Here is a 26,052-nt window from a genome sequence, read left to right on the forward strand (position 1 = left end):
CCGGCCATCGGCAGGCTGGGCAGGGGACGGGATCGCAGAAAAAGCCGGGTGTTGCGGCAAAACGGAAAGAAAAGAGAATAATTGCAAATTTTTCTGGAAAAACTGTTGACATTCCAAATCAAAACGAGTATTATATAACTGTTGCGCGTCCCTGAAGGGGAAGTGCGGCAAAAAAAGTCGGAAACTGTCCGATGTTCATCATTAAGAAAGGAGAAACAAAATGCCTACTTTTAACCAGCTTGTACGCAAAGGCCGTCAGGTCCTGGCTACCAAGAGCACCGCTCCCGCACTGCTGAAGAGCTACAATTCTCAGAAGAAACAGTATTCTGATCTGAACAGCCCCCAGAAGCGTGGTGTCTGCACCGCTGTTCGTACCATGACCCCGAAGAAGCCTAACTCTGCTCTGCGTAAGGTTGCTCGTGTCCGCCTCACGAATGGTATTGAGGTCACCTCTTACATTCCCGGTATCGGCCATAACCTGCAGGAGCACTCCGTCGTGCTGATCCGTGGCGGCCGTGTTAAGGACCTGCCCGGTGTGCGTTACCACATCATCCGTGGTACCCTGGATACTCAGGGTGTGGCAGGCCGTAACCAGGCCCGCTCCAAGTACGGCGCGAAGCGTCCTAAGGCCGGTGCTGCGAAGAAGTAATTAAGGAACGAACCGCCATAAACGGCTTTCCATTATATAAATAACAAGTCCGCAACTGCGGAGGGTAACGGTTTATGTAAGGTCAGCTCTTTGTGACACAACGGGAGTTTTATTACTTTCGAGTACCGATGATATCATTCTGTGAAGGAGGGAAGAAAGATGCCTAGAAGAGGTAACATTGCTAAGCGCGATGTCTTAGCTGATCCTATTTACAATTCCAAGATGGTCACCCGTCTGGTCAACAGCGTGATGCTGGATGGCAAGAAGGGCGTCGCTCAGAAGATCGTTTACGAGGCTTTCTCCATGATCCAGGAGAAGACCGGCAACGATCCTCTGGAAACTTTCGAGAAGGCGATGGAGAACATCATGCCCAGCCTCGAGTGCAAGACCCGCCGCGTCGGTGGTGCCAACTACCAGGTTCCTCTGGAAGTCAGCCCTGCCCGCCGCGAGACCCTGGGCCTGCGTTGGTTGACCGCTTACAGCCGCAGCCGTGGTGAGAAGACCATGGCCCAGCGTCTGGCTGCCGAGATCATGGATGCTGCCAACAACACTGGTAACGCCGTGAAGAAGCGCGAGGACACCCACAAGATGGCCGAGGCCAACAAGGCTTTCGCTCATTTCCGTTATTGATCTGTTCTGTAGGAGGTTAATTTCATGGCTACTCCCAGAGAAGTTTCTCTTCAGATGACGAGAAATATCGGCATTATGGCCCATATCGATGCCGGCAAGACGACCACTACCGAGCGTATCCTGTACTACACCGGTATCAACCACAAGATTGGTGAGGTCCACGATGGCGGCGCCACCATGGACTGGATGGTCCAGGAGCAGGAGCGTGGTATTACCATTACTTCTGCTGCTACCACCTGCTACTGGTCTCACTCCGAGACCCAGAAGGATCCGGTCGCGTTCAAGAAGAACCGTCACCGCATCAACATCATCGACACTCCGGGCCACGTGGACTTCACCGTTGAGGTCCAGCGTTCCCTGCGCGTTCTGGACGGTTCTGTGACCGTTCTGGCTGCTAAGGGCGGTGTCGAGCCTCAGTCTGAGACCGTCTGGCGTCAGGCTGATGAGTACAAAGTCCCCCGTATGGTGTACGTCAACAAGATGGATACCATGGGTGCTGACTTCTTCCGCTGCATCAAGATGCTGCATGATCGTCTGCACGCCAATGGCGTGGCCATCCAGCTGCCCATCGGTCAGGAGGATACCTTCCGTGGTATCGTTGACCTGGTCGATATGAACGCTGAGGTCTACTATGACGACATGGGCAATGATATGCGTACCGAGCCCATCCCCGAAGATATGGTCGAACAGGCTGAGGAGTATCGCAACATCCTGGTCGAGGCTGTTGCCGAGAACGACGAAGTCCTGATGGAGAAGTATCTGGAGGGTGAGGAGATCACGCGTGAAGAGCTGAAGGCTGCGATCCGCAAGGAGACCATCGCCAACACTCTGGTGCCCGTGGTCTGTGGTTCTTCCTACAAGAACCGCGGCGTTCAGAAGCTGCTGGACGCGATCGTGGACTACATGCCCGCTCCTACCGATGTCGAGGACATCAAGGGTGTGAATCCTGAGACCGAAGAGCAGGAGACTCGTCCTTCTTCTGATGACGCTCCGTTTGCTGCTCTGGCCTTCAAGATCGCTACCGACCCGTTCGTCGGTAAGCTGGCATACTTCCGTGTTTACTCCGGTAAGGTTGAGGCAGGCACCACTGTCTACAACTCCGTGAAGGACAGCAAGGAGCGTATGGGCCGCATCCTGCAGATGCACTCCAACCACCGCAAGGATATCGACTGCTGCTATGCAGGTGATATCGCTGCCGTTGTCGGTCTGAAGAACACCACCACTGGTGATACTCTGTGTGATGAGAATCATCCCATCATTCTGGAGTCCATGAAGTTCCCTGAGCCCGTTATCCGCGTTGCCATTGAGCCGAAGACCAAGGCTGGCAACGAGAAGATGGGCATCGCGCTGGCAAAGCTGGCCGAAGAGGACCCCACCTTCAAGACCTACACGGACGAAGAGACTGGCCAGACCATCATCGCAGGCATGGGCGAGCTCCATCTGGAGATCATCGTCGATCGTCTGCTGCGTGAGTTCAAGGTCGAGGCAAACGTCGGCGCACCTCAGGTCGCTTACCGTGAGACCATCCGCAAGGAGGCCAACCAGGAGACCAAGTACGCTCGTCAGTCCGGTGGTAAGGGCCAGTATGGTCACGTCAAGATCAAGATCGAGCCCAACGAGCCTGGCAAGGGTTACGAGTTCGTCAACGCCATCGTTGGCGGCGCGATCCCGAAGGAATACATCCCGGCTATCGACAACGGTATCCAGGGTGCTATGAAGGCCGGTGTTCTGGCTGGTTATCCTGTTGTTGACGTCAAGGTCACCCTGTGGGATGGTTCTTATCATGAGGTCGACTCCTCTGAAATGGCCTTCTCCATCGCAGGTTCTATGGCCTTCAAGGACGCTATGCGCAAGGCTGACCCCATCATCACCGAGCCCATCATGAAGGTTGCTGTCATCGTTCCCGATGAGTATCTGGGCGATGTCATCGGCGACCTGAATGCTCGCCGTGGCCAGATCCAGGGCATGGAAGCAATGGCAGGCACGCAGCGTGTCAATGCTTTCGTTCCTCTGGCTCAGATGTTCGGCTACGCCACCGACCTGCGTTCCAAGACCCAGGGCCGTGGCCAGTATGTCATGGAGCCGTCTCACTACGAGCCGGTGCCCAAGAACATTGCCGACCAGATCATTGCTGGCCGCACCAAGGCTTGATTGCCTGAATTGAAAACGAATTTTGCCGGGGTAGTGTAGCTCCGGCAAAATTTCCTGTAAAAACACTTGATTTTACAGGCTGAATCTAGTAGAATAGTTTTGCAATGCAATTCTGTTTTTGCAGGACTGTTGTAACCAAATTCAATCCGATTATAAAGGGAGGATATTCCAATGGCTGAAAAGGCAAAATTTGACCGTTCCAAGCCGCATGTTAACATCGGCACCATCGGTCACGTTGACCACGGCAAGACCACTCTGACCGCTGCGATCACCAAGTACCTGGCACTGAAGGGTGATGCAGAGTTCATGGACTATGCCAACATCGATAAGGCTCCCGAAGAGCGTGCTCGTGGTATCACGATCAACTCCGCTCACGTTGAGTATCAGACCGACGCTCGTCACTATGCTCACGTTGACTGCCCGGGCCATGCTGACTACGTCAAGAACATGATCACTGGTGCTGCTCAGATGGACGGCGCTATCCTGGTCGTTGCTGCTACCGATGGTCCCATGCCCCAGACCCGTGAGCACATCCTGCTGGCTCGTCAGGTCGGCGTGCCCTATATCGTTGTTTTCATGAACAAGTGCGATATGGTCGACGACGAAGAGCTGCTGGATCTGGTCGAGATGGAGATCCGCGAGCTGCTGAGCGAGTATGACTTCCCCGGTGACGATACCCCGATCATCCGTGGTTCTGCTCTGAAGGCTCTGGAGGCTCCCAACGATCCTTCTGATCCTGCTTACGAGTGCATCAAGGAGCTGATGGACGCTGTTGACTCCTACATCCCCAACCCGGATCGTGAGGAGGACAAGCCCTTCCTGATGCCCATCGAGGATGTCATGACCATTTCTGGCCGTGGTACCGTTGCTACCGGCCGTGTCGAGCGTGGTGTTGCCAAGGTTGGCGACGCTATGGAGATCGTCGGCATCAAGCCCGATCGCCTGAACACCACCATCACCGGTCTGGAAATGTTCCGTAAGTCTCTGGACTTCGCTGAGGCTGGCGATAACATCGGCGCTCTGCTGCGTGGTGTTGATCGTACCCAGATCGAGCGTGGCCAGGTCCTGGCAAAGCCGGGTTCTGTTCACCCCCACAAGGTCTTCGAGTCTCAGGTCTACGTTCTGACCAAGGACGAAGGCGGCCGTCACACCCCGTTCTTCTCCAACTATCGTCCTCAGTTCTACTTCCGTACCACCGACGTGACCGGCATCATCACTCTGCCGGAAGGCACCGAGATGTGCATGCCTGGCGATAACGTCATGATGCACGTTGAGCTGCTGACCCCCGTTGCTATGGAAGAGGGCCTGCGTTTCGCTATCCGTGAGGGTGGCCGTACCGTTGGTTCCGGCGTTGTCGGCAAGATCATTGAGTGATTTTGACCCTTCGCGCCTGTTCTAAGGCATAAGGTTAAACTTACAAAGAGCGTTCCCATTCCGGAGAGTGGGAACGCTCTTTTTGCTTATATCAGCCCTTCTGCGACAGGCGCAGAAGGGCTTTTTCGTTTTGATAAAAAGCGGCTTTACAAATTTTGGTTGTTGTGATACACTTGAAACAGAATAAATCTCCGGAGGGTGTAAACGATGGCCTTTGATTATAAGAAAGAATACAAGGAATTTTACCTGCCGCCGAAGCAACCAACGCTTGTGACCATCCCGCCTATGAATTTTGTGGCGGTGCAGGGGAAAGGGGACCCCAATGAGCCGGATGGCGAATACAAAGCAGCGATGGAGCTGCTGTACGGCATTGCATTCACCATCAAGATGAGCTATAAGGGGAGTCACATGATCGACGGTTACTTCGAATATGTCGTTCCGCCGCTGGAGGGTCTGTGGCATCAGGCAGGCGTTGATGGGGTGGACTACGCCCACAAGGAGACATTCGAGTGGACGTCGATGATCCGCCTGCCGGAGTTCGTGACGAAAGCTGAGTTTGACTGGGCTGTGCAGGAAGCGACCGCCAAAAAACGGAAGGATTTTTCAAAGGTTGAATTCTTCCATTATGACGAGGGGCTTTGTGTTCAGTGTCTGCACCTTGGTCCATACGACAATGAGCCGGAAACACTGCGCCAGATGGACGCCTTTGCGGAGGTGCAGGGATATGAGGTTGACTTTGCAGCCCGACGCCACCATGAGATCTATCTCTCCGACCCTCGCCGCACGGTTCCGGAAAAATGCAAGACAGTCCTGCGGCACCCAATTCGAAAAAAATAAATCCGGTCAAATCCACAAAAGATGTCGATTTTGGTTGTGAAATGTGCTATACTATTCTTATCTATAAAAGCACACCTGCAACAGGGAGGAGAATATCATGCAGCACGAAACCGTGATCGTTCTGGATTTCGGCGGCCAGTACAACCAGCTGATCGCCCGCCGCGTCCGCGAGAACAATGTCTACTGTGAAATCTATTCCTACAAGACGGATCTGGCACTGATCAAGGCCAAGAACCCGAAGGGCATCATCTTCACCGGCGGCCCCAACAGCGTCTATCTGGAGGATTCCCCGACGATCGACCCGGAGATCTTCAACTGGGGTGTGCCCATCCTGGGCATCTGCTACGGCAGCCAGCTGATGATGCACCTGCTGGGCGGTCATGTCTGCCGTGCACCGGAGCGTGAATACGGCAAAACGGAGGTCTTCGTGGACAATTCCAGTAAGATGTTCGCGGATGTTCAGCCCTCCACCATCTGCTGGATGAGCCACAATGACTACATTGAGCAGGCAGCACCCGACTTCCGGATCACGGCGCATACGGTGAACTGCCCGGTGGCCGCTGCGGAAAATGCAGAGAAGGGCCTGTATGCCGTCCAGTTCCATCCGGAAGTCCTGCACACCGCCGAGGGCAAGAAGATGCTGCACAACTTCGTGTATAACGTCTGCGGCTGCACGGGCGACTGGAAGATGGACTCTTTCGTGGAGAACAACGTCAAGGCCCTGCGGAAAGAGATCGGAGACGGCAAGGTGCTGTGCGCTCTGTCCGGCGGCGTGGATTCCTCGGTCCTGGCAGCTATGCTGGCCAAGGCGGTCGGCAAGCAGCTGACCTGCGTTTTCGTGGATCACGGCCTGCTCCGCAAGAACGAAAAGGAAGAGGTCTGCGCCGTCTTCGGCCCCGGCAACCCCAACTTTGATATCAACTTCGTCTGCGTGGATGCCCGTGAGCGTTACTTTGGCAAGCTGGCAGGCGTCACAGAGCCGGAACGCAAGCGCAAGATCATCGGCGAGGAGTTCATCCGCGTCTTCGAGGAAGAGGCCAAGAAGATCGGCAAGGTGGATTTCCTGGCACAGGGCACCATCTATCCCGACGTTGTCGAGAGCGGTCTGGGCGGCGAGTCCACCGTCATCAAGAGCCACCACAATGTCGGCGGCCTGCCCGACACGGTGGACTTCAAGGAACTGGTCGAGCCTCTGCGCAACCTGTTCAAGGACGAGGTCCGTCAGGTCGGCCGTGAGCTGGGCCTGCCGGAGTATCTGGTCAGCCGTCAGCCGTTCCCCGGCCCCGGTCTGGGCATCCGCATCATCGGCGAAGTGACCCCCGAAAAGGTCGCCATCGTGCAGGACGCAGACGCTATCTGGCGCGAGGAGATCGCGAAGGCCGGTCTGGACAAGGAAATCAACCAGTATTACGCAGCTCTGACCAACATGCGCAGCGTCGGTGTTATGGGTGACGAGCGCACGTATGACTACGCTGTGGCTCTGCGTGCTGTCACCACCACCGACTTCATGACTGCCGAAAGCTATAACATGCCCTGGGATGTCCTGGGCACTGTCACCAGCCGCATCGTGAATGAGGTCAAGCATGTCAATCGCGTGTTCTACGATTGCACCGGCAAGCCGCCCGCCACGATCGAGCTCGAGTAATCTGCAAACCCTGAAAAGTATTGATGCAATGCAATATTTTGAGAGTCAAAAGGCTCTGTGATACTGCTTTGATACTATCAGGCGATTATTCACAAAGAGAGACATGAGAATGCCCTCTGAGAAACGGTAAGTTTTTCAGAGGGCATTTTTGTGTCTTTTATTCTTTACGCCACTTTTTCTTCGGCTCGTAGCGTCCGCAGTCGTCGGCGGTCTGAGGCCAGTTGAGCTTCCATTCCAGATACTCTTCCTTGGTGATCTCGCCCTCCCGGAGCTGCTTCTTGCGAAGCTGCCACTCCTTTAAGAAATCATCCAGCAGGCGATAACGGAAACTGACAGCCATGTGCTTTTCCGGGAAATTCGGGTCTGTGGTGTCTGTGACCTCGTAGAGCCGGGTGCCGGGATAGTGCTCGTCCAGCTCGAACAGAGTGTACATCACATCCTCTGCAGCGTACAGGGTCGGCTCATAGAGGGAACGGTAGTTCACGTCCAGCACCTCCGCAATCTTGCGGAGCAGCTCTTCCTTGGGAGTGCGGGTGTTGCTTTCGTATTGTGCGATACGGATGTCTGCGCTCTTCTCCTCAAACCCGATAGCAATGCCCAGTTCTTTCTGGGTCATACCTCGGAGGTTGCGGGCACGTTTGATGCGGTCACCGACTGCCATGCGATTGCCTCCTGACTTAAACATATTTGTTGAACCTAGTATAGCACAGAAAAACAGGAGGTGCAATAGAAAATAAACAAAAAAGTTTAAGATTTTACCTGAAAACCTCTTGACTTAACGGAATGTGTTTAGTATAATGAGGATGCAAAAAGATAAGCAAAAATGCTTAGTAAAATTGAATGACCGCCAAACTGACCCAAACCGCCAAGACCTTCCGAAAGGAAGCGAGCGCTCCGTAAGGGGACGGCACAGCACCGCAAAGGGGATATGCCTGCCGGAAGTCAGCGAGGACGAAGCGGCACCGAAACGAAACCGACAAGGAAAGGACAAAAAATGGCAAACAGCATTTTTATCAAGGCAGACGAGCTGGCAAAGGAACTGGACATCTCCCAGGGTCTGGCGTACAAGATGATCGCCCAGTGGAACGAGGAACTGAAGGCCAAAGGCTACACGACCGTAGGAGGCCGGGTAAGCAGGAGGTACTATCAGGAGAAAATCTACGGGGCAGGGGAGGAGTGATAGGATGCCAGCCTACAAGGACAGCAAACAGGGCACATGGTACGCTTCCTTCTACTTCGAGAACTGGCAAGGTGTGAAGCAGAAAAAGCTGAAACGGGGATTTGCCACCAAGAAGGATGCTCTGGCGTGGGAGCGGGAGTTCCTTCTTCAACAGGCGGCAGACCTGACCATGACATTTGAAGCCTTTGTGGAAATTTATATCACGGACAAAAAGAAGCGACTCCGGGAAAACACATGGTTTACCAAGGAGCATATCATCCGAACGAAAATCTTACCGTATTTCAAAGAAAAACGGCTCAGCGAGATAAAGCCACGGGATGTGATCGCATGGCAGAACGAGATGCTGAACTACCGGGACAAAAACGGCAAGGCCTACTCGCCGACCTACCTCAAGACGCTGCATGGACAACTCAGTGCCATTCTGAATCACGCCGTCCGGTTCTACGGGCTGAAATCAAACGCAGCAGCCACAGCCGGGTGCATGGGGTCAGAAAAGCACAAGGAAATGCTTTTCTGGACAAAGGAAGAGTACCTCAAATTCGCAGAAGTCATGATGGACAAGCCGCAATCCTATTACGCTTTTGAGGTCCTCTACTGGTGTGGCATCCGGGAGGGCGAGCTGCTGGCTCTGACTCCGGCAGACTTCGACTTGGACAAGGGGCTGCTCTCCATCACCAAATCCTATCAAAGGCTGAAAGGCCGGGATGTGATCACCGACCCGAAGACACCCAAGAGCGTCCGTGTCATCCAGATGCCGCAGTTTCTGACGGACGAGATCAGAGACTACCTGAAATCCCTCTACAAAGTCCAGCCGGATCAGCGAATCTTTGAGGTGACCAAGAGCTACCTGCACCATGAGATGGACAGGGGAGCCAAGGAAGCCGGGGTGAAGCGGATACGAATCCACGACCTACGGCACTCCCATGTGTCGCTGCTGATTGAAATGGGCTTCTCGGCTTTGGCAATCGCTGACCGGGTAGGGCATGAGAGCGTGGACATCACCTATAAGTACGCACACCTCTTCCCCTCAAAGCAGCAGGAGATGGCGCAGAAGCTGGACATGGAGCGAAAGGAAGGGTGAAAATGGAACGGGTACTCGACAGGCAAGGCCGCTGGCGGAACAAGGTGGTGGCCTTCCGAATGTCACCAGAGGAGGATGCACTGCTGGATGCAAAGGTCAGGCTTTCGGGGCTGACCAAGCAGGAGTATATCATCCGCCGCCTGACAGACCGGGAAATCACGGTGGTGGGAAATCCAAGGGTCTATAAAGCCTTGCGAGGTCAGATGGAACTGATCTATCAGGAATTGCAGCGACTGGCAGTGGATGAAGAGATTCCGCCGGACCTGCTGGAAACGATTCAAATGGTGGCTCTGACGTTGAACGGACTTAAGGAGGAATGCGAATGACGGACAATAGAAAAACGACCGTACCGGGTGCATCTGTTGGCGCAGATGCGGTACAGCCGTCATGTAAAAAGCACACCAATATTATAACAAATTCGGACAAGAAAATCAATCTGCAAGCCGCGAAAAAAGCAAACAATTTCGGACTGAATACGGTATCAATGACCGAACTGTATGACACGGTCTATCCGCCGAGGAAACCAATTGTGAATGACCTGCTTTACAGCGGAACGTACCTCTTCGTAGGTGCGCCAAAGGTTGGCAAATCGTTCTTCATGGGGCAGCTTGCCTACCATGTGGCGATGGGACTTCCGCTGTGGGAGTACGAGGTGCATCAAGGCACCGTCCTCTATCTGGCTTTGGAGGATGATTACGCCCGGTTGCAGCGGCGGCTCTCCCGGATGTTCGGGGTGGAGGAGACCAGCAATCTCTACTTCGCAACGCAGGCCAAGTCCGTGAGCGAGGGACTTGACCAGCAGTTGGAAGGATTCATCCGGGAGCACCCGGATGTACGGCTCATCATCATCGACACCCTGCAGAAGGTGCGGGAGATCGGCGGTGACCGATACAGCTACGCCAGCGACTACGAGATCGTGACCAAACTGAAAACTTTCAGCGACAGGTACGGCATCTGCCTGCTGGTGGTTCATCACACCCGGAAGATGGAAGCCGAGGATAGCTTCGATATGATCTCTGGCACCAACGGTCTGTTGGGTGCAGCGGATGGCGCATTCATCATGCAGAAGAAGCGGCGCACAGACAACACCGCCCTGCTGGACATTGTGGGACGTGACCAGCCGGATCAGGAGTTGACGTTGGAGTTCAACCGGGAACGCTGCGTGTGGGAGTTCCAAGGAGCCGAAACGGAACTCTGGAAGCTGCCGCCCGACCCGCTTCTGGAAGCGGTGGCAAAGATGCTCAGCCCGGAACATCCAGAGTGGAGCGGTACGCCCACGGAGCTGCTGGAACGTCTGCCGGGTGTGAGCATACAGGCAAACATCTTGACCCGGAAGCTGAACGTGAGTGCCGACAGGCTCTACAACGACTATGGGATTCGGTACGAAAGCAGGCGCACCCATGAGGGCAGGGTGGTCAAATTAACGCTGGAAAATTCTGGGGCGTGACGATTCGTGACGGTTGTGACGGTATTTTTGCTACTATGTAAAATACCGTCACAATCGACACAACCGACACGGGATGGTGATAACGATGAAAAATGTGCAGATTTCGCAGGAACTTTTCGTCGCCTTGCTGCATTATCATTTGAGCGGCGAAAATGAGTACGAAGAGATTATTGAACAGGGCTTGGAGCAAAAACTGGATGCGATGCTGCGGCATGAGCTGTATGCCCAGTACAAGACAGCACCAACCGAGGAACAGCGGGAGCAGGCTCGGCAGGAGTATCTGGACAAACGAGGCGTGCCAGAAAGCTTCCGCTGGTGAGTTCCTCTATTGGCAGAGGACAGGAGCGTGTCACGCTCCTGTGAATGCAATCACGCAGGAAGGTGGTGTTGGACCGGGCAGCGACGAGATGCAGCGAACCCCCGTCCGCAGACGAAGGCCCCCGGCAAGGCGCAAAGGCATCTTTTGATGGACGGAACGTCTGTCAAAAGTGCTTTTGCGTTACTTTCGACGAAAGTAACAAAGCCTTTGCCGTGTCCGGCACCAGTACCTTCCACAGAGAAAGGACGTGCGATTGAAAAGAACCATTTCCGCAATGCGGGGTCCCGGCTCCCTCAACCATAACCGGAGAAGTTTCACCGCTGAAAACGTAGACCCGAAGCGCAGCAGTCTGAATGTCGTGTACCGGGATGAGCCGATTCAGAAGGTGTACCACGAACTGTTTGACGAGGCAGTGAAGCGTTACAATGCCAAGCAGAAGCGCAAGGACCGCTGTATCACCGACTACTATGAGCACCTGCGGACAGGCAAGCAGGAAAAGCTTTTCCATGAGCTGATCGTCCAGATCGGCAACAAAGATGATATGGGTGTCCTGACCGAGAATGGCGCACTGGCAAAGGAACTGCTGGACGAGTATATGCAGGGCTTCCAAGAGCGGAACCCGACACTGCGGGTGTTCGGGGCTTTCCTCCACATGGACGAAGCTACGCCCCATCTGCACATCGACTTCGTGCCGTATGTGTCCGGCTGGAAGGGCAAAGGACTGGACACCAAGGTTTCCCTGAAGCAGGCTCTGAAGGCCTTGGGCTTTGCAGGCGGCTCCAAGCGGGAATCTGAGCTGAACCAGTGGATCAACGCCGAGAAAGAGCAGCTTGCTGCCGTGATGGAGCGGCATGGCATCGAGTGGGAACAGAAAGGCACCCACGAAGAGCACCTGTCTGTGCTGGACTTCAAAAAGCAGGAGCGTAGTAAAGAGGTAGCGGCTCTGGAAGCTGCCAAGCAGGAGTGCCAGACCGACCTGACCGAGATGCAGGAACAGCTGGAAACAGCGCAGACAGCCGTAGAAGCCGCTGAACAGCGGGTACAGAAAGCAGAGCTGACCTACCAGAAGCAGAGCCAGAAGCTGAACAAGCTGGCTCCCATTATGGAAGGTTTGGAAAACCTGTCAGCACAATACTCCCAGCGGCCAGAAGAATGGGTGCCAGAAGCAGCCACATTTGAGACCGCCAAGAGCTATCGGGAGAAGAAGGCCATGCCGCTGATCCAGAAGTTGGTGAAGGTACTCTTTGCCCTCCATCGGAAGTACTGGGAGGTTAAGAACGAGAGGGATAAGTACCAGTATTTCTATCAGGACGAGAAGAAAGCTACCCGCCATTTGAGCCAGCAGCTGGAACAGGTAAAAGCTGAGAATTCGCAGCTCTATGCGATGAAACGTGATTTCAGGCGAGTATGGAACTATTTCGGTGCCGAAAAGATGCAGCAGGTCACTGGGTTTATGAGGGAGCAGGAGCAGACCACAGATAGGAGCCAGAAGAAGAGCAGACAGAACAGTGTAGAGCTGTAAGTATAGCAGACCCCCGTCAGCGAATGCTGGCGGGGGTCTGTACATATAAGTGATAATTCGACAAAAAATGCAATAGAAAGTTTTATCGGCTTGCAATCATGGAAAAGCTGTGGTACGCTTTACTAGAATAGTATAAAGGAAAAATATATTCTTTTTTGAAAAAGACACCATGATGTACCAATAGTGGTACATTTGCTATGTTAAAATGAAAGAAAACAATGCGGGAATCCGCATTTGATGGAGGAAATAAAAATGGTAGACACCAAAAAAGAACAGGAACGCGAAGAACTGCACCGTGCAATCTGGGCGATAGCGGATGATCTGCGCGGCGCAGTGGACGGATGGGATTTCAAGAGCTACGTTCTCGGTACGATGTTCTACCGTTATATTTCGGAGAACATTGCCAGCTACATCAATCAGGGCGAAATTGATGCAGGCAACCCGGACTTCCGCTATGAGGATATGCCTGATGCAGAGGCAGAGCAGGCACGGGAAGGGCTGGTACAGGAAAAAGGGTTCTTCATCCTGCCCAGTGAGTTGTTCTGCAATGTACGGGCAAAAGCGGCCAGCGATGAAAACCTCAATGAAACGCTGGAAACGGTGTTCCGGCACATTGAGGAATCCGCAAAGGGCAGCTCCTCTGAGGGACAGTTTGCAGGGCTGTTTGATGATTACGATGTGAACAGCAACAAGCTGGGCGCGACCGTTGCCAAACGCAATGAAAAGCTCGTGAAGCTGCTGAACGGCGTAGCAGATATGAACCTTGGAGATGTGAAAGAGCATGACATTGATGCTTTTGGCGATGCCTACGAATACCTGATGACCATGTACGCCAGCAATGCGGGCAAGTCCGGCGGCGAGTTCTTTACGCCTGCCGATGTTTCGGAGCTGCTGACCCGGCTGGGTACGGTAGGCAAGAAGGAAATCAACAAGGTATATGACCCGGCCTGCGGCTCTGGCTCGCTGCTGCTGAAGGCAGAAAAGGTGCTGGGACGGGACGCTGTGCGCAATGGCTTCTTTGGGCAAGAAATCAACATCACAACGTATAACCTGTGCCGTATCAATATGTTCCTGCACGACATTGAGTTTGACAAATTCGACATTGCCTGTGAGGATACGCTGACAAATCCGCAGCACTGGGATGATGAACCCTTTGAGCTGATCGTATCGAATCCGCCGTACTCCATCAAGTGGGCCGGTGACGAGAATCCGCTGCTCATCAATGACCCGCGTTTTGCTCCGGCTGGTGTGCTGGCTCCGAAGAGCAAAGCGGACTTAGCGTTTATCATGCACTCGCTGGCATGGCTGGCTTCCAACGGTACGGCTGCAATCGTCTGCTTTCCCGGCATCATGTACCGTGGCGGCGCAGAGCAGAAAATTCGCAAGTATCTGGTGGACAACAACTTTATTGACTGTATCATCCAGTTGCCGAGCAACCTGTTCTTTGGTACCAGTATTGCCACCTGCATCATGGTGCTGAAAAAGGGCAAAACGGACAATAAAGTGCTGTTCATTGATGCTTCTTCCGAGTGCGTCAAGGTGACGAACAACAACAAACTCACCCCGGAGAACATTAACAAAATAGTGGACACCTTTGCACAGCGGGCAGAAGAAGCACACTTCTCCCATCTGGCGGAGTATTCCGAGGTGCAGGAAAATGACTACAATCTGTCCGTTTCCACTTATGTGGAGGCTAAGGACACCCGTGAGAAGATCGACATTGTGAAGCTGAACGCTGAAATTGCGCAAATCGTAGCACGAGAAAATGAACTGCGGGCCGCCATTGACCAGATCGTGGCAGAAATCGAGGGCTAAGATGGAAAACAACAAGAAGGATTCTGCATTGGTACGTTCTTCTGCGGCGGAATACCTGACCTTTGTTGCATCCACAGGGGAGGACAAGGACAGCATCGAGATGCGCTACGAGGATGAAAACATCTGGCTGACGCAAAAGATGATGGCGACCCTTTACGATGTGGGGCTTCCGACCATCAATGAGCATATCAAAAAGATTTATGCTGACCATGAGCAGGACGAGGCGGCAACGATTCGGAAATTCCGAATAGTTCAAAATGAGGGTGGCCGACAGGTTACTCGCAGCGTGAACCACTATAATCTGCAAATGATTATTGCGGTCGGCTTCAAGGTGAACAACCAGCGGGCGGTGCGGTTCCGTGTCTGGGCGAACCAGATCGTGGAGCAGTACACCATCAAGGGGTGGGCAATGGATGAAGAGCGCCTGAAAAACGGTGGCACAGTCCTGACCAAGAAATACTTTGAAGAGCAGTTGGAGCGTATCCGGGAGATTCGCATTTCGGAGCGCAACTTCTACCAGAAACTCACTGACATTTACGCTACTTCGCTGGATTATGACCGCAATGCGCTGACCACAAAAGAGTTCTTTGCGAAGGTACAGAACAAGATGCACTATGCCGTGCATCGCCATACAGCGGCAGAGCTGATCTATGAGCGTGCCGATGCCGAAAAGCCGCACATGGGGCTTCACACATGGAAGGATGCTCCCAACGGCAAAATTAAAAAGAGCGATGTTTCGGTGGCGAAAAACTATCTGACCGAAGATGAAATGAAGTCCATGGAGCTGATCGTTTCGGCATACCTCGACCTTGCCGAGAACCGTGCCCGCCGTCATATCCCCATGACCATGGAGGACTGGGCCAAGCGGCTGGACATCTATTTGCAGGCAGATGATCTGGAAGTGCTGAAGGATGCAGGCAAAATCTCGGCACAGCTTGCAAAGATGCACGCCGAAACGGAGTTTGAAAAGTACCGTGTGGTGCAGGATCGGTTGTACCAGAGCGATTTTGACAGGTATTTGGAGGAAAACTTAGAGTAAAGATGAGCCTTGAGATTTGGAGTTTCGTAGTGGATGTGCTCTCATTGATTGCAACAGTTGTATTGACAGTTGCAATCTATTGGCTACAGCGCTCACATGAAAAAGAACGTGAGCAAATGGAAGTGGAGGCGCAGAAAAAAGCTGTTGCAGAAGCGGCAAGAGTTTTTCTGATTGATAATGAAGATGAAATAGAATGCTTGCCGTTGTCAGCGATTGCAAAAAGCCTGAATCTCAAAAGAAAGCATCATAGAGCGATAACGACTAAGTTTTTAAGATGTAGTGAGGAAGTCCAAAAGGAAATTCTGAAGCAAGCCAATTTTCAGCTAATAGAGGTTTCTAAAGAACAGGTGAGTGTTGCATTAAAACGACTAAAAGATGATATTAAGGTGTGCGGTTTTGGACGAGATACTTTATATGATGGGGCTAAATACTTTCATCGAGCGATGGAGTGTTATTCGGATGAAAAAATTGAAACCGTAAACCCGTACATATTTGAGGACATAAGGCGAACACACTTTTATCAAGGTGATTCACTCCAATTATTAAAAGACACGAGCTATAACGGAACGCTATACGGATATATGTATGATTACCTTCACTCCGCAGATTTGGGAAAATCCAAATGGCTACTGCAGCCACCAATTGATATGGTTTGGTTGCAATGTGATTTAGCTGGATGCCCAGAAGAAATAATGACATTCTGGACGATGCGAATCGTTATTGACTGTTGCCGGGTATTTGCTAAATCAGAAGAAGATATTATTTTCGATGAAGATTTGATTGAAACACAGGAAGATATGTACTATTATGCGGTGATGGCACTGTACAGTACCTATATTGCAAAGAAAGAAGAGGGTGCGAATGAGTAAGCTGGATGAAATGATTCGCGAGCTTTGCCCGGATGGTGTGGAATACAAAACATTGGGTGAAATTGCAGTCGATATTTATAGAGGTGCAGGAATAACGCGCGACCAAGTAACTGCTGAGGGAACGCCGTGTGTGCGATATGGTGAAATTTATACGACCTATGGCGTGTGGTTTGACAAATGCGTGTCGCATACAGATGAATCAAAATTGTTGAGTAAGAAATACTTTGAGCACGGAGATATTCTGTTTGCAATCACAGGAGAAAGCGTAGACGATATTGCGAAATGCTGTGTATATATAGGGCATGAGAAATGTTTGGCGGGTGGAGATATTGTTGTATTGAAACATAATCAGAATCCTAAATATTTGAGCTATGCATTAGCAACAACAGATGCGCGTCAGCAAAAGAGCAAAGGAAAAGTTAAAAGTAAGGTTGTTCATTCAAGTGTTCCTGCCATTCGTGAGATTAAAGTGCCAGTTCCACCGATTGAAATTCAGCGTGAAATTGTCCGAATTTTGGATGATTATACGGAGAATGTAACAGAACTACAAAGACAGCTTGCGGCAGAAATGACAGCTAGAAAGACACAGTATAGTTTTTATAGAGATAAGCTATTAACTTTTAACACGCCGGTAGAATGGAAGCCAATGGAAAAAGAATTTCCATTTATTCGGAATGGCTTTGTTGGAACGGTAACACCATATTTTACCGGTGAAGAACAAGGCGTGCGTTATTTGGAAGGAACCAACATCCATGATGGGGTGATTTCAGATAATGAAATTATATATGTTTCAAAAGAATTTCACCAAAAACATATTCGCAATGAATTAAAAGATGGCGATATTTTGATGGTGCAATCTGGTCATGTAGGCGAGTGTGCGGTTGTCGATGATAACTATGCAGGATCAAACTGTCACGCATTGATTATAATGAGTAATGCAGGACGTTGCAATTCGAGATTTGTAATGCATTATTTAAGATCAACAGAGGGAAAAGCTGGACTGAAAAAGATAACAACTGGTGGAACAGTTAAACATATATTGGCTTCAAATATGAAGAAATTTATGATTCCTGTTCCTCCTCTTGATGTCCAAAACCGCATTGTAAATGTGCTAGACAATTTTGAGAAAATCTGTTCTGACCTCAATATTGGCTTGCCTGCTGAAATCGAAGCCAGGCAGAAGCAATATGAGTATTACCGCGATAAACTCTTGACATTTGCAGAAACCGGCAACACAATTTTGAGCAGAGCAGAGCAGAGCAGAGCAGAGCAGAGCAGAGCAGAGCAGAGCAGAGCAGAGCGCTGATTAAGCTCTTGCAGTATGTGTTTGGTTATACAGTTGTTTCTCTGCAAGATATAGTAAAGAAAAGCTGTTCTGGCGGAACACCGAAAAAAGGCGTATCAGAATATTACGAAGGTGGAAATATTCCTTGGTTGAGGACGCAGGAAGTTGTATTCCGGGATATTTGCAAGACGGAGTGCTTCATTACGGAGAGTGCAGTAAAAAATTCTGCGGCAAAGTGGATTCCAGAGAACTGCGTAATAGTTGCAATTTCGGGCGCGACTGCTGGAAGATGCGCAATCAATAAAATTCCGCTGACAACAAACCAGCATTGTTTGAATCTTGAAGTTGACCCAGAAATGGCATTGTACAGATATGTGTATTACTGCATCTGTGCAAAGCAGGAAGAACTTCTTGCGAAAAAGGAGGGCGCACGTGGGGATTTGAACTCGACAAGAATTTTAAGTTTGCAAATTGATCTCCCATCGATTGAAGAACAGAAACGGATCGTTTCTATCCTTGACCGTTTTGATACAATCTGCAATGATTTGACCAGCGGCTTGCCCGCAGAGATTGAAGCAAGACAAAAGCAGTACGAGTATTATCGGGATAAGCTTTTGACATTCGAAGAAAGAGGATGATGGTTGTGGGATTAGAACAAGTGGCCTCAGTTGTTATATCATTGATATCTCCAGTAGCAGTTGCTGCTGTGACTGCTTTTCTGACATCCAGGAACGCTAGAGAAAATGAAATGAGAAAGCTCCTCCATGAGAAAAGACTTGAATTGTACATGAGCTTTTATGAACAAGTGGAGCGATGCTTAAAGAACAGACAAATTGTCTTTGAACAGGAATATTTTCAGAAGATTGGGACTTACAAAGCGAAAATGACTTTGATGGCCTCAGAAAACACAAGAAAGGCATTTGACGAATTCTTTTGGTTCATTCGGCAAAAGTGGACGGATTATCATAAATATTCCTTGGAAAATGATCCTGCGTTCGACGAAAGTCGCCACCATACGACATATGATGAAAATGGAAACGAATCGGAATGGGTAGATGTTAGTCGGGAAGAATTGGATGCCTTTAATGATGAAATTCGGCGATATAAGAAAACAAATAAACCGGCGAAAGAAGTCATAGAAAAATATGCGGAAGAAATATATCAGTCTATGAGAAATGATTTGGGAAGCAATCTGAAGTAGGAGGAATTTGAAATGTCCTTTTTCAATATCGTTGCGGCTACCAATGAGGATACCGTTGTTGCTACCTATGAACCCTCCAAGGTGCGCTCTGACAGCTACCAGAGTGAGGCGGAGTTGGAAAAAGAGTTTATCCGGCTGTTGTGCGAGCAGGGTTACACCTATCTGCCGCTACATACCGAGGATGAACTGATTGCCAACCTCCGCAGTCAGTTGGAAGAGCTGAATCACTACCAGTTTTCCGATACGGAATGGCAGCAGTTTTTCAGTGATGTGATTGCCAACCCCAACGAGCATATTCCCGAAAAGACCCGAAAGATTCAGGAAGACAATGTGCAGGTATTGCACCGGGATGATGGAAGTTCCAAAAATATCACACTGATCGACAAAAAGAACATCCACAACAACCGCCTGCAGGTCATCAACCAGTATGAGGTAAAACAAGCAGACGGCGCACGGCATGATAACCGCTACGATGTGACGATTCTGGTCAACGGCTTTCCGCTGGTTCATGTGGAACTGAAGCGGCGCGGGGTGGCCATCCGGGAGGCGTTCAACCAAATCAACCGCTATCAGCGGGATTCGTTCTGGGCGGGCTGCGGCTTGTACGAGTATGTGCAGATTTTCGTGATCTCCAACGGCACAAATACCAAGTACTACTCCAACAGCACCCGCTACAATGCCATCAAGGATGCCAAACACGGCAAGATGAAAAAGGAAAAGACCAGCAATAGCTTTGAATTTACCTCCTACTGGGCCGATGCGAATAACCGTGTGCTGACGGATCTGATCGACTTTACCCGGACATTCTTTGCAAAGCACACGATCCTGAGCGTGCTGACCCGGTACTGCATCTTTACCTCAGAAAAGATGCTGATGGTGATGCGTCCATACCAAATCACGGCAACGGAGCGGATTCTGAACCGCATCGAGATCGCCAACAACTACAAAAAGTATGGCAGCATCGAAGGCGGCGGCTACATCTGGCACACCACTGGCTCCGGCAAGACGCTGACTTCGTTCAAAACGGCACGGCTGGCATCGCAGTTGCCCTACATCGACAAGGTGTTGTTTGTGGTAGACCGCAAGGACTTGGACTACCAGACCATGAAGGAATATGACCGCTTCGAGAAGGGCGCAGCAAACTCCAACACCAGCACCACGATTCTGAAACGCCAGTTGGAAAACCCGGAAGCTCATATCATCATTACCACCATCCAGAAGCTGGCAACCTTTATCAAGAAAAATCCGGGGCATGAGGTCTACCAGAAGCACGTTGTGATCATCTTTGACGAGTGCCATCGCAGCCAGTTCGGTGATATGCATAAAGCCATTGTCCACAATTTCAAAAAATACCACCTGTTCGGCTTTACTGGAACGCCGATTTTTGCAGTCAATGCAGGAACTTCTACTGACCCACGTTATTTTACCACGGCACAGACCTTTGGCGACCAGCTGCATACTTATACCATCGTGGATGCCATCAATGATAAGAATGTGCTGCCGTTCCGTGTGGACTACATCAAGACGATGGACGCAGAGCCGGACATGGACGATAAACAGGTTTGGGACATTGACCGGGAAAAGGCGTTCATGGCTCCCAAGCGCATTTCGCTGGTGACCAAGTACATCCTTGACCACTTCGACCAGAAAACCTATCGGGGAGACAAATCGTATGAGTTTAATCTGCTGACGAATGTGGCAGAGGTGGCCTCTGCCCAGCGTGGTGCAGTGGAGGAAATCAAGCAAAAACAGCGCGTCAGCGGTTTTAATTCGATTTTCTGCGTGGCATCTGTGCCGATGGCAAAGCTGTATTATCAGGAGTTCAAAAAACAGATGGCGACAGACCCGACCAAGCGGCTGCGCATTGCTACCATTTACAGCTATGGAGCCAATGAAGCGGAAACGGATGGCATTCTGGACGAGGAAAACCCAGAAGATACCTCCAACCTTGACCAGAGCAGCCGGGATTTTCTGGACGCAGCCATTCAGGATTACAACGAGATGTTCCATACGAACTACTCGACCGATGGCGAACGGTTCCAGAACTACTACAAGGATGTATCGCTCCGCATGAAGAACAAGGAACTTGACCTGCTGATCGTGGTCAATATGTTCCTGACGGGCTTCGATGCCACGACCCTGAACACCCTTTGGGTGGACAAAAACCTGAAGATGCACGGTCTGATTCAGGCGTTCAGCCGGACGAACCGTATCTTGAACAGCATCAAGACCTTTGGCAATATCGTCTGCTTCCGCAATCTGCAGAAGCGGGTAGATGCGGCTATCTCGCTGTTCGGAGATAAAAATGCGGGTGGCATCGTTCTGTTGCGCAAATATGCGGACTACTACCACGGTTATATGGACGAGCAGGGAAAATACCATCAGGGTTATACAGACATGATCGATGACCTGACGCAGAAGTTCCCGCTGACAGAGCCGCAGATCGTCGGAGAGCAGAACCAGAAAGACTTTATCGTGCTGTTTGGCGCACTGCTGCGGATGCGGAACCTGCTGTCCTCCTTTGATGATTTCAAAGGCAACGAGATGATCTCGGAACGGGATTTACAGGACTACTTAGGCCGCTATCAGGACTTGCGAGATGAATGGCGCAATAAGAAGCACGATGAAACCAAAGAGGACATCACGGATGATGTGGTGTTCGAGGTGGAGCTGATTCGGCAGGTCGAGATCAACATTGACTACATTCTGATGCTGGTCAAAAAGTACCATGACACCCATTGCGATGACAAAGAGGTGCTCATCACGATTCGCAAGGCGATTGATGCCAGCCCGGAACTGCGCAGCAAAAAGCAACTGATTGAAACCTTTATTGCAGGTGTCAACGATGTGGATGATGTGATGGCAGAGTGGAACACTTATGTGTCCGAACAGCGGGAGAAAGAGCTTGCAAAGATCATCCAAGAGGAAAAGCTGAAGGAGCCGGAGACACGCAAGTATCTGGCCAATGCGTTCCGTGATGGTGAAATCAAAACTGTGGGCACCGATATTGACAAGCTGATGCCGCCTGTTTCCCGCTTTGGCGGCGGTGGCCGTGCGCAGAAGAAGCAAGGCGTGATCGATAAGCTGAAGAGCTTCTTTGATAAGTTCTTTGGGATTGGTGGAAGTTCATTTGAGGAGGGAAAACATGACTAAATGGTATAGAGGATAGTACTATAACGGTAACATCGATAATGGTGAGTAGAGAAAAATGGATATTTTTTCAACCAGAGAATTGGCAACGGCTTTTTGGGTCGGTGCGATTTTGATAGCTGTAGGAATGGCTATAGTTACCAATAAAAAGATAAGGCAGGGGTTTATAGGAGTTCTGAAATGCTTCTTCAACAGGAAGCTAAGGAAATTATGGGAAATATATTTCTTGTACATCGGAATAATCACGCTGATGTTTTCAAGGTCTCCAATATGGAAAAATATATATTTAAAAGATATTATTCTTTGGACGCTTTTTTCTGGATTGACTATTTGTATGAATGCAGTCGCTGGCGAAGCTGACGAAAAGTATATATCTAAAGTCCTTAAAGACAATATCAGATTTACTGTAGTCACGGAATTTCTATTGAGCACTTTTACATTTAGTTTTTGGGTTGAATTGATAATAATTCCGATAACAACAGTTATTGTGTTGTTCGATACAGTTGCAGAACATAAAAGTGATGCAATAGCAGTACATAAGCTATTGCAGGATATGATGGCCTTTGCTGGACTATGTGTGATACTTCAAACAGTGAGAGTGGGAATTCTGGAATATCGAGAACTTAATGTGATAAATACATTAGTGAGTTTCTTTATTCCAATTGTCTATTTACTTCTTGTCACACCGCTAGAGTATGCATTTGAACTATATTCGAAATACGAAATGCTATTTATACAGATGCATTTTAAAGAGCCGCGGGATAAAAAAGTGAAACGAAAAAGACACTTGAAGGTGATAAAAGCGTGCGGATTATCCGTTAGGAAAATTATACTGTTTCAAAAACAGTGCATACCACGAATGTATGTTTCAATGTCTGATTCGGAATTTGAGGCGTTGATAAGTCAGTTGGAAGAGATTTGTCTATAAAGTTAAAAGCTTGAAAATGTGTGAGCAATCGATTATAATATTGATAGAGGGTTCATTGGTTGTGTGATACTATCCTGATACTAAAAAATCAGCAAGCCACATCTAGCACAGCAATCTCATGAAAAAGTGAACATTCAAGAATAGCATTACTAAACAAATTTGTTTAGTAAGAATCCGAACTTACCGAGCTCGAATAATGGAATACGAGAAAATAAAACGTGTCTACGACTGAAAAATGATGAATTTCGGAAGAATGACATCACTTTGACATCACCTGCGGCAAAAAGCACCTGCTGGACGCGCCGGGAAATGGTAGTACAGTTTATTATCGAAGAATAATTTGAAAGCCCCGGAAAGTAACGAGAAATCGAAACTTTCCGGGGCTTTTTTGACATCGTGACATCACAAAACGGGCCGTGACATCACCTGTTTTCGGCCTAGCCGAGTGACATCAAATCAGAGTCATCGTTGTTAGAAGTGGGGGAGCCGATGGCCTCCAGCTTCGACACAAGCTCCTGCTGCTTGTTAGGGTACAAATGGGCATATGAGGGAGCAGGAGCAGACCGCAGATAAGAGCCAAAAGAAGAACAGGCAGAACAGCGCAGAGCTGTAAGATGGGATAGCATAGCAGCCCCCGCCAAAATCCACTGGCAGGGGCTGTACATATAGGGGTGACTCTTCGGAATTTCCGAACAGTTCAGAGCAGTTGTTAAGGGATGCTTAATAACTCGGGCAGTCTGTCAACTATCCGGGATTTTCGGATGGTTCGAGTTTGGCGATGGCAACCATTAAGAAAAACTTAATGGTTGGACGCACTAGAGGAAATAAAAAGATATAAAGATATAATTTCGAATTAAAGTTCCTCGAAAGACACCATAGAGGAAAGCGGGTTTCTCATTTTTTCATGGCGATCTGCGGACAGAGCCTTTTCACGAGAGGTGTCGGCGTAGCCGAGGACAAGGATGTTGACCGGTTCAAGGTTGTCGGGAATCTTAAATTCAGCCTTCAGGATGTCCGGCTTGAAATAGCATACCCATACGCTTCCTAAACCTAAGTAGGTTGCTTCCATCATCATGTGGTCGGTAATGATGCTTGCATCAATATCGGTCAGCTTTTTACCATCAAAGGGACGTGTCCAGACCTTATTTGTATCGATGCAAACGATAATTGCCAGCGGCGCACCATAGATATTTGTGGCCTTTCCAATTTTACGAAGGCCCTCATCACTCTGCACTACAATCAGGTGTTGAGGCTGACAATTACCACCTGTGGGTGCAACATGAGCTGCCTCTAAGATGGCATCCAGCTTTTCCTTCTCAACCTTCTGCTTTGTGTAAGAGCGTACACTATACCGTTTCTTTGCAAGTGACAAAAAATCCATAATGTGATCGTCCTTTCTGGAAGTGTAAGTTTGTGTAGGGTCTTGATAATTCAATCAGCCTATGCTATGATTTTATCAGCTGTTTTCAAAAAAGCAAGAACGTACTTTTTTGTTATATACTACCCAAAAAGATAGTACAAGGAAGAGAAAAATGAAATGTCCAAGTACCTTTAGCTGCCCGGTTGAAGCAACCCTTGATTTGATTGGTGGGAAATATAAAGCACTTATCCTATGGCACTTGATTGATAATACCTTGCGTTTTAACGAGATAGGAAAGCTGATTCCAAAAGCTACACCCAAAATGCTGACACAGCAGCTTCGGGAGCTTGAAAACGATAACCTGATTACTCGGAAAGTCTATCCTGTTGTGCCGCCGAAGGTGGAATATTCGCTTAGCGATTTTGGAAGAAGCATCATTCCTATTTTGGATGCGATGTGTAAATGGGGAGAAAACTATCTGGCAGATGCAAGCAAGAAGTAATCCTTAAAATACAGTTGCATCCTGAACGTAAATACGTTATAATACTCACAGAGATCCCGCTGGTTGCGTGATACTATCCTGATACTAAAAAATCAGCAAGCCACATCTAGCACAGCAATCTCATGGAAAAGTGAACATCCAAGAATAGACTTACTAAACAAATTTGTTTAGTAAAAATCTAAGCTTACCGAGCTCGAATAACGTTTCACAAAAATCAATCCCAAGCCCCCGCCAGCAGGTGTTGGCGGGGGCTTGTGCATCCAGCGGGCCTTGATAAGTTGCGCGGCGTATGCTATGATTTTAGCAGTCATAATGTGTTCCGCTGCGACGTCCCGCCATTCAGCGCGGGCTGCGGATGGCCAATCGCCGCCGCAAGCCCGACCGGAAACGGCTCGGACGGCCCAGCATGAGAAAGGGAGAGAAACCATGGCACAAACGATTCGAACCGCAGTCGAGCAGGATCTCGACGCCATTGCAGCGGTGGAGGCAGAGTGCTTCCCGGCGGCAGAGGCGGCGACCCGTGCAGAATTTGCCGAGCGGCTGCGGTATTATGGAAATCATTTCTGGCTCCTGTGGGAGGACGAAACACTCGCAGCCTTTGTGGACGGCATGGTCACGGACGCGGCAGACCTGACCGATGCAATGTACGCAGATGCCTCGCTCCACAACGAAAACGGTGCATGGCAGATGATCTTTGGGGTCAACACGCTGCCGGAATACCGGCGGCGCGGCCTGGCTGGGCAATTGCTGGAAACGGCCATTGCGGAGGCAAAACAGCAGGGAAGAAAGGGCCTTGTGCTCACCTGCAAGGACAAACTGGTGCATTATTACGCCCGATTCGGTTTTGTCAGCGAGGGCGTTTCCGGGTCTGCACACGGCGGCGTGACATGGTATCAGATGCGGTTGACGTTCTGAATGCTATCAAATTCCGCTCCTTTTAGAACGGTCAAAAATGAATCTTTTTCTCTTCTGAAACGTCATGCGACTCCTCCCCAATGGGGGAAAACTGTGATATAATAATTCTGTTGTGCCCGGCTGCAAGCTGCAAAAGGCAGACCGGGGCAAATG

At 50.0% G+C, this 26,052-nt stretch carries 24 protein-coding genes; 22 read left to right on the plus strand and 2 right to left on the minus strand.

From position 1 onward, the window contains the following. Positions 1–220: 220 nt before the first annotated feature. From rpsL to guaA, 6 genes are all read left to right on the plus strand, one after another. A complete protein-coding gene (rpsL, locus tag DWY95_RS02320) occupies positions 221–649 on the plus strand; it encodes a 30S ribosomal protein S12 (RefSeq protein WP_005940205.1) in 429 nt (142 codons plus the stop codon). 159 nt (positions 650–808) lie between these two features. After that, positions 809–1,279 carry a 30S ribosomal protein S7 gene (gene rpsG / locus DWY95_RS02325; protein WP_005930552.1) on the plus strand — a complete coding sequence of 157 codons (471 nt, stop codon included), beginning with the start codon at positions 809–811 and terminating at the stop codon, positions 1,277–1,279. Positions 1,280–1,303: 24 nt separating this feature from the next. Beyond that, the gene (fusA, locus tag DWY95_RS02330; RefSeq protein ID WP_118551986.1) at positions 1,304–3,430 is read left to right on the plus strand and encodes an elongation factor G; all 2,127 of its coding nucleotides are present in this window, start codon (positions 1,304–1,306) and stop codon (positions 3,428–3,430) included. Positions 3,431–3,601: 171 nt separating this feature from the next. Further along, entirely contained in the window at positions 3,602–4,804 is a 1,203-nt protein-coding gene (gene tuf / locus DWY95_RS02335) for an elongation factor Tu (protein WP_118551988.1), read from the plus strand. 207 nt (positions 4,805–5,011) lie between these two features. Beyond that, positions 5,012–5,641: a GyrI-like domain-containing protein gene (locus DWY95_RS02340; RefSeq protein WP_118551990.1), complete on the plus strand. Its 630-nt coding sequence runs from the start codon at positions 5,012–5,014 to the stop codon at positions 5,639–5,641. 97 nt (positions 5,642–5,738) lie between these two features. Further along, positions 5,739–7,286, plus strand: coding sequence for a glutamine-hydrolyzing GMP synthase (gene guaA / locus DWY95_RS02345; protein ID WP_118551992.1), 1,548 nt, complete (start codon positions 5,739–5,741; stop codon positions 7,284–7,286). Between the two features lie 157 nt (positions 7,287–7,443). Here guaA and DWY95_RS02350 read toward each other — a convergent pair whose 3' ends face one another. Further along, positions 7,444–7,947: a helix-turn-helix transcriptional regulator gene (locus DWY95_RS02350; protein WP_118551994.1), complete on the minus strand. Its 504-nt coding sequence runs from the start codon at positions 7,945–7,947 to the stop codon at positions 7,444–7,446. A gap of 333 nt (positions 7,948–8,280) precedes the next feature. On the opposite strand from DWY95_RS02350, the gene DWY95_RS02355 reads away from it, so the two are divergent. The 14 genes from DWY95_RS02355 to DWY95_RS02420 all read left to right on the plus strand — a co-directional run bounded on the left by DWY95_RS02355 (position 8,281) and on the right by DWY95_RS02420 (position 23,122). Next, positions 8,281–8,466, plus strand: coding sequence for a hypothetical protein (locus tag DWY95_RS02355; protein ID WP_055184318.1), 186 nt, complete (start codon positions 8,281–8,283; stop codon positions 8,464–8,466). Positions 8,467–8,470: 4 nt separating this feature from the next. Further along, positions 8,471–9,547 (plus strand): site-specific integrase, encoded by a 1,077-nt coding sequence (locus DWY95_RS02360; protein WP_118551996.1) that lies wholly within the window; start codon positions 8,471–8,473, stop codon positions 9,545–9,547. Positions 9,548–9,549: 2 nt separating this feature from the next. Beyond that, positions 9,550–9,873, plus strand: a complete 324-nt coding sequence (locus DWY95_RS02365; protein ID WP_118551998.1) for a hypothetical protein — start codon at positions 9,550–9,552, stop codon at positions 9,871–9,873. Continuing rightward, on the plus strand, positions 9,870–10,994 hold the full coding sequence (locus DWY95_RS02370; RefSeq protein ID WP_118552000.1) for a helicase RepA family protein: 1,125 nt from the start codon (positions 9,870–9,872) through the stop codon (positions 10,992–10,994). The genes DWY95_RS02365 and DWY95_RS02370 overlap by 4 nt, the downstream gene beginning before the upstream one ends. Before the next feature lie 85 nt (positions 10,995–11,079). Beyond that, a complete protein-coding gene (locus DWY95_RS02375; RefSeq protein ID WP_118552002.1) occupies positions 11,080–11,313 on the plus strand; it encodes a complexin-2 in 234 nt (77 codons plus the stop codon). A gap of 253 nt (positions 11,314–11,566) precedes the next feature. Next, positions 11,567–12,835 (plus strand): plasmid recombination protein, encoded by a 1,269-nt coding sequence (locus DWY95_RS02380; protein WP_243082525.1) that lies wholly within the window; start codon positions 11,567–11,569, stop codon positions 12,833–12,835. A 252-nt stretch (positions 12,836–13,087) separates the two neighbouring features. Continuing rightward, positions 13,088–14,650, plus strand: a complete 1,563-nt coding sequence (locus tag DWY95_RS02385) for a type I restriction-modification system subunit M (RefSeq protein WP_118527921.1) — start codon at positions 13,088–13,090, stop codon at positions 14,648–14,650. Between the two features lies 1 nt (position 14,651). Then, on the plus strand, positions 14,652–15,689 hold the full coding sequence (locus DWY95_RS02390; protein WP_118552006.1) for a virulence RhuM family protein: 1,038 nt from the start codon (positions 14,652–14,654) through the stop codon (positions 15,687–15,689). 2 nt (positions 15,690–15,691) lie between these two features. Continuing rightward, positions 15,692–16,558: a hypothetical protein gene (locus DWY95_RS02395; protein ID WP_118552008.1), complete on the plus strand. Its 867-nt coding sequence runs from the start codon at positions 15,692–15,694 to the stop codon at positions 16,556–16,558. Then, the gene (locus DWY95_RS02400; RefSeq protein WP_118552010.1) at positions 16,551–17,864 is read left to right on the plus strand and encodes a restriction endonuclease subunit S; all 1,314 of its coding nucleotides are present in this window, start codon (positions 16,551–16,553) and stop codon (positions 17,862–17,864) included. Before DWY95_RS02395 ends, DWY95_RS02400 begins: the two co-directional genes overlap by 8 nt. 17 nt (positions 17,865–17,881) lie before the next feature. Beyond that, positions 17,882–18,481, plus strand: coding sequence for a restriction endonuclease subunit S (locus tag DWY95_RS02405; RefSeq protein ID WP_243082535.1), 600 nt, complete (start codon positions 17,882–17,884; stop codon positions 18,479–18,481). A gap of 5 nt (positions 18,482–18,486) precedes the next feature. Further along, the gene (locus DWY95_RS02410) at positions 18,487–19,044 is read left to right on the plus strand and encodes a hypothetical protein (RefSeq protein WP_147365913.1); all 558 of its coding nucleotides are present in this window, start codon (positions 18,487–18,489) and stop codon (positions 19,042–19,044) included. Positions 19,045–19,056: 12 nt separating this feature from the next. Beyond that, positions 19,057–22,197 carry a type I restriction endonuclease subunit R gene (locus tag DWY95_RS02415; RefSeq protein WP_118552016.1) on the plus strand — a complete coding sequence of 1,047 codons (3,141 nt, stop codon included), beginning with the start codon at positions 19,057–19,059 and terminating at the stop codon, positions 22,195–22,197. A 55-nt stretch (positions 22,198–22,252) separates the two neighbouring features. Then, positions 22,253–23,122: a hypothetical protein gene (locus tag DWY95_RS02420; protein WP_118552018.1), complete on the plus strand. Its 870-nt coding sequence runs from the start codon at positions 22,253–22,255 to the stop codon at positions 23,120–23,122. A gap of 853 nt (positions 23,123–23,975) precedes the next feature. On the opposite strand, the gene DWY95_RS02425 is transcribed toward DWY95_RS02420, so the two are convergent. Next, entirely contained in the window at positions 23,976–24,503 is a 528-nt protein-coding gene (locus DWY95_RS02425; RefSeq protein ID WP_118552020.1) for a nitroreductase family protein, read from the minus strand. A gap of 151 nt (positions 24,504–24,654) precedes the next feature. Between DWY95_RS02425 and DWY95_RS02430 the strand changes: the two genes are divergently transcribed. Together DWY95_RS02430 and DWY95_RS02435 are read left to right on the plus strand one after the other, a co-directional pair. Next, positions 24,655–24,984 carry a helix-turn-helix domain-containing protein gene (locus tag DWY95_RS02430; protein ID WP_097786304.1) on the plus strand — a complete coding sequence of 110 codons (330 nt, stop codon included), beginning with the start codon at positions 24,655–24,657 and terminating at the stop codon, positions 24,982–24,984. Between the two features lie 426 nt (positions 24,985–25,410). Next, complete coding sequence (locus DWY95_RS02435) at positions 25,411–25,899, plus strand: GNAT family N-acetyltransferase (RefSeq protein WP_118552022.1); 489 nt, start codon at positions 25,411–25,413, stop codon at positions 25,897–25,899. The last annotated feature ends 153 nt before the right edge of the window (positions 25,900–26,052 follow it).

It is taken from the genome of Faecalibacterium sp. AF28-13AC (assembly GCF_003478405.1).
Taxonomy (GTDB): domain Bacteria; phylum Bacillota; class Clostridia; order Oscillospirales; family Ruminococcaceae; genus Faecalibacterium; species Faecalibacterium prausnitzii_E.

Bases quoted from the DNA above. Each gene is read 5' to 3' on its own strand.
- rpsL (WP_005940205.1), top strand. From the start codon at position 221: ATGCCTACTTTTAACCAGCTTGTACGCAAAGGCCGTCAGGTCCTGGCT.
- rpsG (WP_005930552.1), top strand. From the start codon at position 809: ATGCCTAGAAGAGGTAACATTGCTAAGCGCGATGTCTTAGCTGATCCT.
- fusA (WP_118551986.1), top strand. From the start codon at position 1,304: ATGGCTACTCCCAGAGAAGTTTCTCTTCAGATGACGAGAAATATCGGC.
- tuf (WP_118551988.1), top strand. From the start codon at position 3,602: ATGGCTGAAAAGGCAAAATTTGACCGTTCCAAGCCGCATGTTAACATC.
- DWY95_RS02340 (WP_118551990.1), top strand. From the start codon at position 5,012: ATGGCCTTTGATTATAAGAAAGAATACAAGGAATTTTACCTGCCGCCG.
- guaA (WP_118551992.1), top strand. From the start codon at position 5,739: ATGCAGCACGAAACCGTGATCGTTCTGGATTTCGGCGGCCAGTACAAC.
- DWY95_RS02350 (WP_118551994.1), bottom strand. From the start codon at position 7,947: ATGGCAGTCGGTGACCGCATCAAACGTGCCCGCAACCTCCGAGGTATG.
- DWY95_RS02355 (WP_055184318.1), top strand. From the start codon at position 8,281: ATGGCAAACAGCATTTTTATCAAGGCAGACGAGCTGGCAAAGGAACTG.
- DWY95_RS02360 (WP_118551996.1), top strand. From the start codon at position 8,471: ATGCCAGCCTACAAGGACAGCAAACAGGGCACATGGTACGCTTCCTTC.
- DWY95_RS02365 (WP_118551998.1), top strand. From the start codon at position 9,550: ATGGAACGGGTACTCGACAGGCAAGGCCGCTGGCGGAACAAGGTGGTG.
- DWY95_RS02370 (WP_118552000.1), top strand. From the start codon at position 9,870: ATGACGGACAATAGAAAAACGACCGTACCGGGTGCATCTGTTGGCGCA.
- DWY95_RS02375 (WP_118552002.1), top strand. From the start codon at position 11,080: ATGAAAAATGTGCAGATTTCGCAGGAACTTTTCGTCGCCTTGCTGCAT.
- DWY95_RS02385 (WP_118527921.1), top strand. From the start codon at position 13,088: ATGGTAGACACCAAAAAAGAACAGGAACGCGAAGAACTGCACCGTGCA.
- DWY95_RS02390 (WP_118552006.1), top strand. From the start codon at position 14,652: ATGGAAAACAACAAGAAGGATTCTGCATTGGTACGTTCTTCTGCGGCG.
- DWY95_RS02395 (WP_118552008.1), top strand. From the start codon at position 15,692: ATGAGCCTTGAGATTTGGAGTTTCGTAGTGGATGTGCTCTCATTGATT.
- DWY95_RS02400 (WP_118552010.1), top strand. From the start codon at position 16,551: ATGAGTAAGCTGGATGAAATGATTCGCGAGCTTTGCCCGGATGGTGTG.
- DWY95_RS02415 (WP_118552016.1), top strand. From the start codon at position 19,057: ATGTCCTTTTTCAATATCGTTGCGGCTACCAATGAGGATACCGTTGTT.
- DWY95_RS02420 (WP_118552018.1), top strand. From the start codon at position 22,253: ATGGATATTTTTTCAACCAGAGAATTGGCAACGGCTTTTTGGGTCGGT.
- DWY95_RS02425 (WP_118552020.1), bottom strand. From the start codon at position 24,503: ATGGATTTTTTGTCACTTGCAAAGAAACGGTATAGTGTACGCTCTTAC.
- DWY95_RS02430 (WP_097786304.1), top strand. From the start codon at position 24,655: ATGAAATGTCCAAGTACCTTTAGCTGCCCGGTTGAAGCAACCCTTGAT.
- DWY95_RS02435 (WP_118552022.1), top strand. From the start codon at position 25,411: ATGGCACAAACGATTCGAACCGCAGTCGAGCAGGATCTCGACGCCATT.